At 36.4% G+C, this 13792-nt stretch carries 11 protein-coding genes; 7 read left to right on the forward strand and 4 right to left on the reverse strand.

Annotation, left to right across the window (positions count from 1 at the left end; translation table 11 throughout):
• The 7 genes from J7K93_06495 to J7K93_06525 all read left to right on the forward strand — a co-directional run.
• Nucleotides 1–692 (forward strand): hypothetical protein (locus tag J7K93_06495; protein ID MCD6116643.1); only part of this gene is annotated, 692 nt, incomplete at its 5' end.
• Nucleotides 693–823: 131 nt separating this feature from the next.
• The gene (locus J7K93_06500) at nucleotides 824–1822 is read left to right on the forward strand and encodes a flippase-like domain-containing protein (GenBank protein MCD6116644.1); all 999 of its coding nucleotides are present in this window, start codon (nucleotides 824–826) and stop codon (nucleotides 1820–1822) included.
• On the forward strand, nucleotides 1819–2889 hold the full coding sequence (locus J7K93_06505) for a glycosyltransferase (protein MCD6116645.1): 1071 nt from the start codon (nucleotides 1819–1821) through the stop codon (nucleotides 2887–2889). The genes J7K93_06500 and J7K93_06505 overlap by 4 nt, the downstream gene beginning before the upstream one ends.
• Nucleotides 2890–3031: 142 nt before the next feature.
• Entirely contained in the window at nucleotides 3032–4639 is a 1608-nt protein-coding gene (locus J7K93_06510; GenBank protein MCD6116646.1) for an HlyD family efflux transporter periplasmic adaptor subunit, read from the forward strand.
• A gap of 15 nt (nucleotides 4640–4654) precedes the next feature.
• The gene (locus tag J7K93_06515; GenBank protein ID MCD6116647.1) at nucleotides 4655–6004 is read left to right on the forward strand and encodes an efflux RND transporter periplasmic adaptor subunit; all 1350 of its coding nucleotides are present in this window, start codon (nucleotides 4655–4657) and stop codon (nucleotides 6002–6004) included.
• 15 nt (nucleotides 6005–6019) lie between these two features.
• Nucleotides 6020–7255, forward strand: a complete 1236-nt coding sequence (locus J7K93_06520; protein MCD6116648.1) for an ABC transporter permease — start codon at nucleotides 6020–6022, stop codon at nucleotides 7253–7255.
• 11 nt (nucleotides 7256–7266) lie between these two features.
• The gene (locus J7K93_06525) at nucleotides 7267–8808 is read left to right on the forward strand and encodes a TolC family protein (protein MCD6116649.1); all 1542 of its coding nucleotides are present in this window, start codon (nucleotides 7267–7269) and stop codon (nucleotides 8806–8808) included.
• A gap of 353 nt (nucleotides 8809–9161) precedes the next feature.
• On the opposite strand, the gene pheA is transcribed toward J7K93_06525, so the two are convergent.
• From pheA to J7K93_06545, 4 genes are all read right to left on the reverse strand, one after another.
• Entirely contained in the window at nucleotides 9162–9968 is an 807-nt protein-coding gene (gene pheA, locus J7K93_06530; protein ID MCD6116650.1) for a prephenate dehydratase, read from the reverse strand.
• 3 nt (nucleotides 9969–9971) lie between these two features.
• Nucleotides 9972–11081 carry an HD domain-containing protein gene (locus J7K93_06535; GenBank protein ID MCD6116651.1) on the reverse strand — a complete coding sequence of 370 codons (1110 nt, stop codon included), beginning with the start codon at nucleotides 11079–11081 and terminating at the stop codon, nucleotides 9972–9974.
• On the reverse strand, nucleotides 11074–13239 hold the full coding sequence (locus J7K93_06540; protein MCD6116652.1) for a penicillin acylase family protein: 2166 nt from the start codon (nucleotides 13237–13239) through the stop codon (nucleotides 11074–11076). The genes J7K93_06535 and J7K93_06540 overlap by 8 nt, the downstream gene beginning before the upstream one ends.
• Before the next feature lie 159 nt (nucleotides 13240–13398).
• The coding region (locus tag J7K93_06545) for a hypothetical protein (protein MCD6116653.1) at nucleotides 13399–13792 on the reverse strand (394 nt) is incomplete at its 5' end.

The following is a 13792-nucleotide window of genomic DNA, read 5'->3' on the forward strand; positions in this document are numbered from 1 at the left end:
AATTTGACAAAAATGGATTTGTAACAATAATTGATAAGAGAACAGACAATGTATTTAAGAATTTTGGGAAGTTTGAATTATCAGAAGAGGATGAAAATGGTGTTGTGAAAAATGTCCGATATGAAAAGCAGGAACCAAGAATTAGTATTATAAACGCAGGGCCACTTGAAGCAGGAATAAAAGTTAGAAAGAGGTTAAAAATTAAGAGTAAGCGTATAAGGGGTTGGAAAGTAGTAAAAGTATGGGTGAAATATTTCCTGAAAATTAGTTCAAATATCCTGGAAGCTGAAGTGCGTGTTGAAGAACCGGAAAACAAGTATATCCTTGACATGCTTTTTCCGACAGAGTGTGGAAAAGTACGTGAAACAATTGAGATGTCAAATTTAAAGCTGCATAAACATACTCACAGTAGTAATGATCTTCAAAGAATTGGATTTAATGGTTTTATGTCGATATCAGATAAAAAGAGGAGTTTAAGTATCCTTACGGAAAAGCCGGTTTTTTACAGACTTAAACTTGATAATTCAAGAACTGTTTCGATTAATATCAATAATTATGCCTCCGAATCTGAAAGAAAATCTGTAAATTACAGAAGCGAGTCAAGATTTGGTATCTTTCCTGACGGAGATATTTTCGGAAAGAAAATTGATGGTCTGTTTAAAATATATGAGGAGTTTTTATCAAAAAAATAAATAGTATCTGAAGGTTTCCAAACTCACTGAAACATTTATTATTAAAGCGGGTAAAAATGCGATTATGGCCGGAATTACGGAAATATATGAATTGAGGCTTTTAAATTTGTACTATTAAACAGGCGGATATTTTGACGATGAAATTTTTTACAAGGCGTGAAACAGGACTGCTTTTAAAATTATTTTTTGGAATATTAATGATGTTTGTAATCATAAAGGATGTTAATTTTTCAAAAATTATTGAAGCTCTTCACAATCCCGAGCATAAGATATTTATCTATATCAGCGTCTTACTTTTAGTGCCGAATCTGTACATTCAGTGGTTCCGGTGGCATTTTCTTATAAAACTTGTTAAAAAGGATGTTAAGGTTAAAGAAACCTTGGGGTCATATTTAAGCGGTATGGCCGCAGGTTTTGTAACACCTGGAAGAGTCGGCGAGATTTCCCGTTATCTTTTCCTTCCTGAAGTTGACCATTATAAAGCTGCTGCAATGGTGGTTATTGATAAGGCATACGCTGCTGTTCCTATTATTGCAGCAGGGGTATGGGGGTTATCTCTGATGCTGATGCGTATTTTAACATACAATCTGTTTTTATTTATTCCAATCTTAGTAACAGCATTTATTGTAAGCTCCGGTGTAATTATCATTTTTTATCATCCTTTATGGATAAGAACTTTGATTTACAATATTTCGCTTATTTTACCTTACCGCGACAAGGTAAAGCGATTTATGACATGCTTTGACCTTTTTTCCAGATCAAACGCAGTTTATCTTATGATTTTATCGTTTGTTCTATATTCTATTTATATTTTACAATTTATCTTACTGGCACACGCATTTCAATCAATGACTTTTGCAACAAGCCTGTATGCGACAGTTACTACGATGTTTGTAAAAACACTTCTGCCTGTATCTTTTGCTGACCTTGGTATCAGAGAGGGAGCTTCAGTATACTTTTTTACACAGCTTAATGTGGGTAAGGTTGCTGCTTTTAACAGTTCGATACTTCTGTTTACAATTAATGTTTTTATTCCTTCAGTTATTGGCTTATTCATAATTATTTTTACAGTTAGAAAAAAAGATAAAAGAAAGAGCGGCAATAAATCTATTTCTTCGGAGGTTAATTGAAGATACTTCATATTGCTCCATTCAACTATGCAGGCGTTCCCATGAATTTTGTTAAAGCAGAGAGGAATTTGGGACACTATTCACGTCTAATAGTTTTAGGGAGCAATAACCAGGGAAGAGATGGGGATATTTTTCTCAATCTGAAGTTTATTGATTCTCCTTTTGTTAAGATTGCAAAGAAAATATTTACTCCGGTAAAAAGAAGGAAAATCATTTATAATGTTACTCCGCCTGAAAAAGTACCAATTACCTGGTCTTATGCAAATACAGGAGAAAAAATTTTAATTAAATCAAGGGAAGTATTATGGAAGAAAGCAATTGATAAAATAATTCAAGATGTTGATTTTTGGAATTTTGACCTATATCAGCTTGACGGAGGTCTTGGTTTTTACAGAGATTCCCGGCTGATAAAAAAACTGCATTCAAAAGGTAAAAAGATAATTGTGTGCTATACAGGCAGTGATTTAAGGACCAGAGGTGTTTTTCCTGAAATAGAATCGATTTCTGATTTGATAGTTACTGTAGAATTCGATCATCTTAAATTTCATGACAACCTGAATTACGTACCTTTTCCTTTTGATTTTTTAATGCTGCCTGATAAAAAGAAGAGGGATCCGAAAAGGATTGTAATAGGCCACGCACCTACAAACAGAGCGGCAAAGGGTAGTGATATTATTATCAATGCTATTGAAAGATTAAAGAATAAGTATTCATATGTTGATATTGATCTTATTGAAGGCATGCTTTACAAAGAAGCCCTTGAAAGAAAATCTATGTGTGATATCTTTATAGACCAGATTGGGAATCTCGGTTACGGAATTAACAGTATTGAATCTCTTGCAATGGGCAGCGTAACATGCTCAAGCCTTGCGCCAGGATTTAAGGAGGCATTTCCCGACCATCCTTTTATTGAAATAGATGCAGGGAATATTGAGGAGAAAATAGATGACCTTATTCAGGATAAAAAAAAGATGGAGAATATAGCTGCTTATGGTGAAAAATGGGCCCGGCGGTTTCATGATCCAATTCAGGTTGTAACAAAAATTCACAATTTATTAAATGGATAAATATTGAAAAATATTCTGGATTGCCTGCATTTTTACGAATATTTTTTAATTTTATTGTTTTATTAAAAAAAATGAAACTAAAAAACATAATTATCCGTATTATGAATGTACGATTTCTTTTACTTAACACGGGAAATAATTTATGAATATATTGGCAAAAATCTATCAGATTTTAGATCAGATTCCTATCATAAAGAAGTTTGGTTCAAAGAAAGTATTACAGATTTCGGGAGTGGTTATTTTATCCCTTATCCTTTTAATTGTTTTTATGCCTAAACACGAAAATAGTGATTTTGAAGGTTTAACAGCAATTGTGAAGCAAGGTGATTTTACTGTCAGCATTATCGAATCAGGAGATATTCAGGCTGAATCGCAGGTTTTTATAGCAGCGCCTTCAATTTACGGGGGTTCTCTTCAGATAATTGATTTAATTTCGGAAGGTACTATTGTCAAACAAGGCGATTTTTTAATTCAGTTCGATACGAGTAATCTTGAACTGCAGAAATCATTACGTGAGGATGAGCTTGCTTCATTAAGGGCAGATCTGAAGAAAATGATATCACAGCATTCCCTTACAATATCAAATCTTAAAAGCAGCCTGAAACTTTCTGAATATTCGTATGAACAGGCAAAACTCAGCCTAAAAATCAGACAATTTGAATCTGAGGCAAGTAAGGAAGAGGCACGCCTGCAGTTGAAACAGGCCGAGATAGATCTTGCAAGAACAAAAAAGCAGCTTGAATCACAAAAAATAATTAACAGAAGCCAAATTATTAAAATAAAGAGCTCTATAAAGCAGGCGGAAAACAGGCTGAAGACAATTGTTGAAAATATTAAAGAGTGTACAGTCAGGGCTCCGGCAAGCGGTATGGTTGTTTATCAGGAAGTCGGAAGCTGGACTTCAAGGGAGAGGCTGAAAAACGGCTATACTGCGAGGCGCGGTGAATCTTTAATGTCAATTCCTGATCTTTCAAGCATGCAGGTGAAGTTTTTTGTGAATGAAATTGACAGGCAGAGAGTAAGGCAGGGGCAGAAAGTTTCAATTAATTTGGAAGCCTATCCGGATGTTATAATGTCCGGAAAGATAATTAATGTTTCTCAGCTTGCACAGCCTGTCAGATGGGGAAGTAATTTAAAAGGTTTTGCAGTCCTTGCATCAATTGATTCTACAAATGATATTTTAAAACCGGGCATGACTGCTCAGGTAAGTGTTGAATTAAATCACTACAATGATGTTGTTTACATTCCGGTAGGAGCTGTTTTTGAATATAAGGGCCAGACGGTTATTTTTCCAAAAAAGAAGAAAAAACCGTATGTAGTATATCTTGGTGAAAGAAATGATAAATATGTTATAGTTGAGAAAGGTGCTGAAAAGGGTATGGAATTACTTCTAACAGATCCTGAAGGAAAAGCCCATTTGCTGGGATATTCTGAAGAAAACAGGCGTATTGAAAAAGTAAAAAAAGTTATGGAGAATAGTTTTAATGTATTTGAGAAATTGGGAACTCTTTATAAATATTCAAGTGAAGTGAAATCTGACGGGAAACAAGGTAAGAGCAATGCACCTGCTTTACCGTCATTTTTAAAGAAAAGATTACAAAAAGGGGGAAACGCAGCAGAAAAAAATAAAGAGGAAATGAAAAGCAACGGGGATAGCGGGCAAAATACGATGAAAAAATTTAATTTAACACCTGAAATGATGAAGAGATTGAAGAAATCATCTAAAAAGAGTGGTGAAAATCAGAAATAAGACGGAGAATCTATAATGAAAAAGGTAAATCTGCGCGACTTGCCGAATAAATTAAAGAAATTGAAGAAAAGGACTTTTATAATAATAGGTGCAGCAGCTGTTGTTCTGATATTATTAATTATTACACTTATTCCCAAAAAGTTTAATATTGCAACAGCAGTTGTCAGCAATGGAGAATTTATTATTGATCTGAAAACGAGTGGTGAGATTGATGCGTTGAAGTCCGTTAACATATCTCTTCCAAGGCTGAGGAGAAGGATGTCACTTCAAATTGTAGATATGGTTCCGGAAGGCACCTATGTAAAAAAAGGTGATTTCCTCCTGCAGCTTGACAATAGTGAAGCCCTCCAAAAAGTTGATGAAGCAAAAGATAAGCTGGAGAATGCCAGGGCGCAGTTAGAAAGTGAGCAGGCTTCCATAGAATCAAACATGGCTCAACTTGTAAGCCAGCTTGAAAGCCAGCGTTATAATTTTGAGCAGGCAAAATTGAGGCTCAAAATGATGCAGTTTGAAGCTGAAGCTAAAAAGCAGGATTCGGAACTTAGTATGAAAAAGGCTGAAGCATCAATGGACCAGGCAAAGAAAAAAATTGAATCTCAAAAAATTATCGACCGTGCAACACTTATGAAAGCAAAACTTGCTGTAAAACAGGCAGAAGCAGATTTAAAAGAAGCAGAGCAGACGCTTGATAAGCTCACAATAAAAGCCAGTGTTAACGGGCTTGTTGTGTATAAAGAAATTTTTTCAAGTTCGGGTATGAAAAAAGTACAGATAGGAGACAGTCCATGGCCGGGTTTTCCTGTTATAGGTATTCCTGATCTGTCTGTAATGCAGGCAAAAACTACTGTAAACGAAAACGATATAAGCAAGATTAAAAAAGGGCAAAATGTGATTGTAACTGTTGATGCTCTTGAAGGCAAAGCGTATTACGGATCAATCACTAGAGTTGCTTCCCTTGCAAAAAGAGAGTATTCAACTAATACCAAAGTCTTTGATGTAGAAGTGACCTTGGATTCTTCTGATAATCAGCTGCGGCCCGGGATGACATGTAACTGCCAGATTATCATTGACAGATTAAAAGATGTTCTTACCGTACCGGTCCAATCTGTTTTTGAGAGAGACGGCAAAACAGTTGTTTATGTAAAAACAAGAACCGGAGCAGTAGAACGTAAAGTAGTTGTGGGAAAGAAAAGTAAAGATTTTATTGAGATTAAAGAAGGGTTGAATTCAGGAGAAGAAATCTGTTTAAGAGATCCTACAATACCTCTTAATGAATTGGGAGGGGAAAAACAGCAGAATCAATCCCCGGTTAAAAAGAGCAAAAAGAGCAATTCATCCAGATCTATACGGTTTCGCATGGGATAGAGACAGGAGATATCTGTGAATTTTAGTGAAAGTTTTTCAGTAAGCCTGAACGGAATATTGTCGCATAAACTTCGTTCATTCTTAACAATGCTCGGTATTGTTTTTGGCGTTGCAGCTGTTATTGCAATGTTATCAATAGGTGCAGGAGCAAAAAAAGAAGCATTGGATCAGATCAGACTTCTCGGCATGAATAATGTTATTCTACGTTCACAGCCGATAGAGAAAGAGGATGATGAGAGAGGTACAATTGTAGAGGCTACAGGATTAAGCATGAATGACAGCCGTTCTCTGTACTTGATAAACCCGCTTGTGAAAGCTTCAGTTCCGCAGAAAGAACTTACGGAAAAAAGAGCTGTAAACGGCGGGAACGAATCAAAAGTAACCTTGATCGGAACAACACCTGAATTTAAAGATGTAATGACGATGACTCTTAAACAGGGAAGTTTTTTTAATTACCAGGACATGCATGATGCAAGGCGGGTTTGTGTTCTCGGCAGCAGCGTAAAGAATGATCTTTTTCAGTACGAAGATCCTGTATACAAATTGATAAAAATCGGAGATATCTGGTTTACTGTAATAGGAGTTATGGCGCCAAAACCAAGATCAACGGGAAAGGGTGGTATTGGTGACAGGGATATGAATTATGATGTTTATGCACCTATTACTACAGTAGGTTATAGATTTGAGATTGATAAGTCGGAGCCGGAAGTTGATCAGATTATTCTTAATATAAGGGATGAGAAGCATGTAAAAGAAGCTGCAAACATTGCAAATTCCCTGATATCGATTCGCCATAACAATATGAATGATTATCAAATAGTGGTTCCTGAAGAACTATTAAGGCAGAGTCAGAAAACCCAGCGTATCTTCAACATAGTTATGGGAGCAATTGCAGGAATTTCTCTTCTTGTAGGAGGAATTGGCATTATGAATATTATGCTGGCAACAATTTTGGAAAGGACAAGAGAGATTGGCGTAAGAAGAGCAATTGGAGCAACACGGAAAGATATACTCGGCCAATTTATGATTGAAGCAGTTCTTCTCAGCTTTGCAGGAGGATTCATAGGAATACTTGTTGGTTTGTTAATGACACAAGTGATTTCATCTTATGCGCATTGGAAAACAATTGTAGAGTTAGGGTCAATAATTTTGTCTTTCGGTGTATCTGCAAGTGTTGGAATAATATTCGGAATTTATCCTGCACGTAAAGCGGCGATGCTTGATCCTATCGAATCTCTTAGGTATGAGTAAAAGAGGGTATTATGAGAAAAAGATTTATTTTGATTATTTACATTTTATTACTTCCTGCTTACATAGTTCTGTTCGGGCAGGATGTAACTGTATTGACTCTTGATGAGAGTATTGATATTGCTCTTAAAGACAGCTACACAATAAAGTCAATTAAACAGCTTGTGTATTCTGCCGAAAGAAATTTATGGGCTGCAAAAGCAGGATACAGGACTTATGCCCAGAGCAAAATATCTGCCCCGATTTATGATGAAGGTTTCAGGCTGATAGAAGTTGTAAATGGGAATCCTGTTCCAAAGCAATACGGAAGTTTTCAGGTTAAAGGTAATTTAGATATTATTCAGCCCATGCCATGGATACCTTTTGGAGGCGGCAGCCTGACATTTCGTGCGGAAGGATATCAGCTTAATTCGTGGACACCTTCTCAAATGAATCCGGGTACGAATATTGAATCTAACCAGTTCTACACCTCTTTAAGTGCAATTATTAATAAACCGTTATTTACTATCAATCAGCTTAAGCTGGGATTACGTCAGGCTGAGCTTAATTATGAAAGACAATCCAAGGTGTTTAAACGTTCTGAATTGAATCTGGTATTTCAGGTTACGCAGTCATTCTATCAGTTATACAGAAGAATCGAAGAAGAAAAAATAAACATAGAAAAGGTTCAGAGACAGGAAAGTATTTATAATACAACAAAAAAGAAATTTGAAGCAGGCCTGATTGCAGAAGTTGATGCAATGCAGGCGGAAGTAGAATTAATTCAGAATAAAAATGATTTAAAAGCTTCGGAAGCAAGAAGGAAACAGCAGGAAGCGGCATTCAAGCAGCTAATCGGATTGCCTCTTACGGAGAATGTTACAGTAATTACTGATCTGGAACTAAAGCCTGTTTTTGTTGATGAAGAGCAGGCAGTGCAGCTTGCTTTAAAGAACAGAAGTGAGATAGTAGAAAAAATGATTGATATTGAAGAGCAGAAAATTCAGATTAAGCAGATTGATGCCCGTGTTGCAATAAAGGGAAATCTGACCGGATATTACAGAATGTCGGGGTTTTCCAATCCCGATCTGCCTTACGGTACAGCAACAGGAGATCTATTTAACAGCAGCTGGGAGGTTCTTAGAAAAACACCTAATCGCGGCTTAACATTTGAACTGGAAATCCCTGTTTGGGATTGGGGGAAGAATAAGGCTCAGGTCCAGGCTGCTCAGGCAGGGCTTACAAGAGATCAATTAACGTTGAATAATCTTTACATAACTATTAAAAGGGAAGTTAATGATGTTGTCCGTTCGGTTTATGAAACATACGACAGAGTTCAGCTTCTTGAAAAGAGTAAAGCAGTCGGCGAGAAATCGTTTAAAATAAATCTGGAAAGGTTCCAGAACGGTGATATAACTTCTACTGAGCTTGCAAGGGCAAGTGACCAGCTTAATACTGCCAAGCTTTCTTATCTTTCAGCATACACAGAATATAAGCTTTCTCTTGCAGATCTAGAGAGGAAAACGCTTTACGATTTTGAGAAGAAAAAGAGTCTGGTAGAGAAAGGCAATAAATAAACATTTTTAAAATAGGGGGAATTTATGAACACATGCAAGTATTGCGGAAAAGGGCTCTCTTACCGGGATGTCTGGAAATCCTTTTGGTTCTCCTGGATTCTACGATGTCCATCATGCCTTAAACCTAATGAACCTCAGATGAAAAAAAGAGTTTTGCCGATATTTTTAATTCTATGTATTCCGGAAATTCTATTGGCAATATTGTCAAGATATGTTAATATCCAAATAATGGGCTGACTACTTGTTCTTCCTTTATTTGTACTTGTTATGTCTTTTTTTGCCCCTCTGTTTAATCTTTATGGAGACGTAGAAATTAACAAAAATAAAATGTAGATTAATACTTTAAAAAATATTTAATATGATCCGAGAAACTTAATGAATTCAGTCAATTCTTCAAGATGCTGCAGAGCATTTCGGGATTTCTTATCATTAATATCCCCCTCAAAATCGAGATAAAAAAGGTAGTTCCACGGTTTGCCGACAATCGGCCTTGATTCTATTTTCAGAAGATTAATATCACGAAAAGAGAAAACAGCAAGACATTTAAAAAGAGCTCCAGGAACATCTTTCGCGCTGAAAATAATGGAAGTTTTAGAACCTTGTGCAGTATTCTGTTTTTTACTGATAATTACAAACCTTGTATAGTTCAGGCGATTATTTTCCACATTTTTCTTTAAAATTTTAAGGCCGTACTCCTCAGCAGCCTGAATGCTTGCTACTGCGGCTAATTCCGGTTTTTTCTTTTCCGCAACGAGTTTTGCAGAGCCTGCTGTATCATAGACAGCCCTCAGCTCAACATTGTCCAGGGATTCAAAATATTCAGAACACTGCATAAGGCCCTGGGGATGTGACATTATTTCCCTGATCTCATGAATAGAATTACTTTTACAGGCCATTAGGTGATGCTCGATCCTTAAAATATATTCTCCTGTTATAAACAGATCGTGCTTGAGAAAAAGATCCATATTCTGATGAATACTTCCTGTAAGAGAATTCTCAATTGGCAGGATGCCGAAATCTGACTCTCCATCGGAAACAGATGAAAAAACATCTGAGAAAGACTTTTTTGGCTGAGTTGATAAGGATTCTGTCTTTTCCCAGAATTTTAAAGCAGCTTCTTCACTGAATGCACCCCGTTCACCCTGAAATGAGACTATCATCAGTTAATCCTTATCAAAGTCTATATCAAAAAGTGTACCCGGCAGTTCAGAAGCACTGTTGTCCGGTATTTTCGGGCCAATATTTTTATCATGTGATATAGTCTCATTATCATCAAGGACTGTATTGGTTTCCTGATTATTGGGAAGATAGATGAATCTGTCAAGAAGGGTTATGTATTGGCTCCATTGTCTGCCTTTTCCGCCATCTCTTTCAATGATATGAGTAAGCGCGTTAGCTTTTGAATCCATCTCGTCAGCATAGTAGAGAATCATTGCTTCAATTGTTGCGGGAAGCACAGGAGAACCGTGTTCAAATTTACCCTGATGGCTTAAAATAAGATGCATAACCTGATATTTTATTTCATCAGGGAAGGGGGTATCTTTATTAATTTCATCAATGATATCTGCAACAAAGTGCGCACCGATTGATATGTGCCCTACAAGCCTGCCGTAGTCTGTAAAATCTATGAACCCTTTATCAAAGCTGTATTCAAAGATTTTGCCTATGTCGTGAAGAAGCGCCCCTGTTATAAGCATATCCCTGTTTACTTCCGGGTACTGTGCTGCCATTGTTTCACATACAGAAGCTACTGATAGAGTGTGTTCCGGCAGGCCCCCGACATAAGCATGGTGCCACAGTTTACCCCCTGCCATTCTGGAAAAAGAGGCGATTATTTTATCATCGCTGAAAATTTTTTCGAGAAGCAAGTGGAGATATTTATCTTTAACAGAATCAATTTTTTCATTTAATTTCTGTATAAGATAAGAAATGTCCTGACCCTTTGAAGGTATGAACATGGCTGGTTCAACATTATCTTTATCATCACATTTTCGTATTTTGTTTATTGAAAGTTGTATAATTGATTTATATGTCTGAACAGTTCCGCTTACTTTAACTATAACACCGGGTTGGAATTCGGCATATTGATTCTTAATATCATCCCACAGATTAGCTGTAATCCGCCCGGATGCATCACCGAGTTCGAGATGAAGATAAGAACTTCCGTCTTTGCGTGATTTAAGTTCAATTTTACGGATGACAAAAAAACTGGTAATTTTATCTCCGGGTTTGACATTATGTAAAATTTTAAAGGAAGTAAAAGAATCATTCATGCTTGTTCCCCCTTTGAATTATAAGCAGTTTCCATCCTGAATTTTTTACTTTAGCTGTGTCAAGCAGAGAGGGATGAAAAAGATTTTTAACCGAAAGATTAACCTGATCTTTATAATGCTCGTCAACAGGCTGCCCGGATTGGCCGGTAGAAAGAACTGAGATTGAATTATCGGGATTTGAGACATTATATATGGCACTTGCACATAAATAGATATCTGCTTCAGGATTATTTCTAATAAAAGATCCGGAATTTAAAATTGATGAACCGGATCCGCTGATCGGGAACGGGCCGACATTAAGAGCATTGCTTAAAAGCGGATTTTTACCAAGCATGTGAGAAAATGTGATTGTGTGGAATTTTCCCCATGGCCATTTATTAACATCCGTATTCTCAAGCTTTTTTAAACTGTCTATTGCAGAAGAAAAGGAAGATATAATCAGATTGTCTCTATTCCCGTTTTTATAAAGATAATTTAAAATCGATTCGTATGGAATAGTATTCAGGTTCGAATACAGTTTATAAAGTTTTTTGCCGAATAAAGATTTCATTAATTTTTCAGTATAGATCACAAGAAAAGTATTTATAATAGAAGCTTCACTGTTTGATGCAAGCATGGAACCATTCCATTTTGAAAGAAGGTTTGCAGCATTTTGTTTAACGGGATCATTGGATAATGTTATATCTCTGTTCAGAATCGGATAGATTAATTTGGCAATAGAATCGGCTGAAGGAGAAACAGCGTCAGAGATTATATTCTTTATTTCCATTAAGGTAAGTGTGGAATCATGCTCTATAAGTTTTTTCAGCCTTTTTTCCAGAATTTTGGATTGAGAGAAAATTTTATAGTTATTCAATGATTCATTTTTATTCAAACCGCTTCCGACTGCTTTAAATCCTTCCGAGTTGTTTCCGGCAATAAAAATATGGCAAGGAGATCCGAAATTCGCTGCATATTTTGTAAAAGTATCCAAGCTGCGGGATTTACAAATATTAAAGAGAGAAAGTATATCATCGCTGAATTTGTACCCATCCCAGATTAACGCGATGCCTCTGTTATTGTCAGGATTTTTGTAAAGAACAGGTAACCCGGAAATTTCATTAAAAGACAGAGTAAGAACAGAGTCAGGGAATATTTTAATTTTTTCGGTTCTCACTGACAGAGAATTCCTTCTTTGCAGTGTATGAATTTCAGAGAATCTGCAGTCTCTTTTTCCTGTTGATGAAAATACCCATGATAGTTTGCTGTTCTGGCCGGTAAAAATAAGAGGGACTCCGGGAAGGCTGAATCCATGTACGTTTATTTCGTCTGATGCAAGGTGTATTTCATACCATGGCCCTGGAATTACAGCCGGAGATGTGTAGTTAAAGGCAATGAACGGCGTATTTGTATCACTCAAATCTGCAGGGATAGAAATTATTAGACTGCTATGTGAACCTATCGGCAGTGCATTTTTAAATATCCTGCTGATAGAGATAAGGAAAGGATGAAAAAACTCTCTGGAATTTATAGTATATTCCGGAGAATGCAGGAAAGGTTTAAAATTATTAATATTTCTTCCATTAAGGGCAAAAGAAAAAGCATCCTCTAAAAAATTTCTGCTGGATTGCCATGCAAAAAGTTTTATAAGAGCAATGGAGTGTGATGCTTTCCACGGATCAGGAGAATAATTAAGAAATCTGAATTCAATAGGAAGGCTTTTTTTATGTAAAGAGATATATGAATTAATACCGTCTTTGTATGCGTTAAGTACCTCCTTTGATTCAATTGATAATTTTTCGTAGATTTTATCAGCAGTATTGCCGATGTTCAGAGAGAGCATAAAGCTGTCTGTAGGTACTGCTTTTATTCCAAATATCTCTGAAAGCCTGCCGTATGCTGTGCGTCTCTGTATATCCATCTGCCACAGCCTGTCCTGAGCAGTTGCAAAACCCTGCGCAAAGAACAGATCATACCTGTTTCTGCTTATGATATGAGGAATGCCGTAGCCGTCACGAAAAACTGAAATTTTTGAATGAAGAGGAGCTGATGTATTAACTATACCCGATATTTTAGGGAGGGATCCTGCAACAATACGGTATCCGATAAAAATGATCCCTGCAAAGAGAAGTGAAAATACTAAGAATATTCCTGTTATAATTTTAAACCATTTTGGCATATTTATCTGGTACTCCTCTTGCTTAAATATTAAAAAAATATATGAATAAAGTCAAGAAATTTTACAGGCAATCAAATGCCGGTTTTATCTGTTTTAAGAGAGAAGGGAAGGATGATCAGTCCCTCCCTTCTCTCTTTTATTTATTCAGATTAACAAGTATTAAAAATTAAATATATTTAGATCTGTTTTAACGTTGAATTTTATCTCTTTAACTATGCTTTCGGAAGCTTTCTTGCCGTCCTTCAGAGTTGTTGAAACAGTTCTCATAGGCAGGAAAATACCGTCAATTGCTTTGTAATCGTAAAATAAATCCTGCACTTTTTCAGGGCCCTGCTGACCAATTTGCGTATAGATTTCCGCTGCAGGCAGGTTAGTTGCCGGATCAATAAGAAGATGCATGGAGAATGAACCTATCGTCACCAGAATATCTTCACATTTTTTACCTTCAACATCTTTGGTTCCAATGTACTGAATGCCAACATTAGCTGCTTTTGCGAGGAAGTATACAGGATCTCTCAGGATGGATTCTTTGTGAGTTTTTAACTGTGCAGGC

Source organism: bacterium (assembly GCA_021158245.1).
GTDB lineage: Bacteria > Zhuqueibacterota > QNDG01 > QNDG01 > QNDG01 > QNDG01.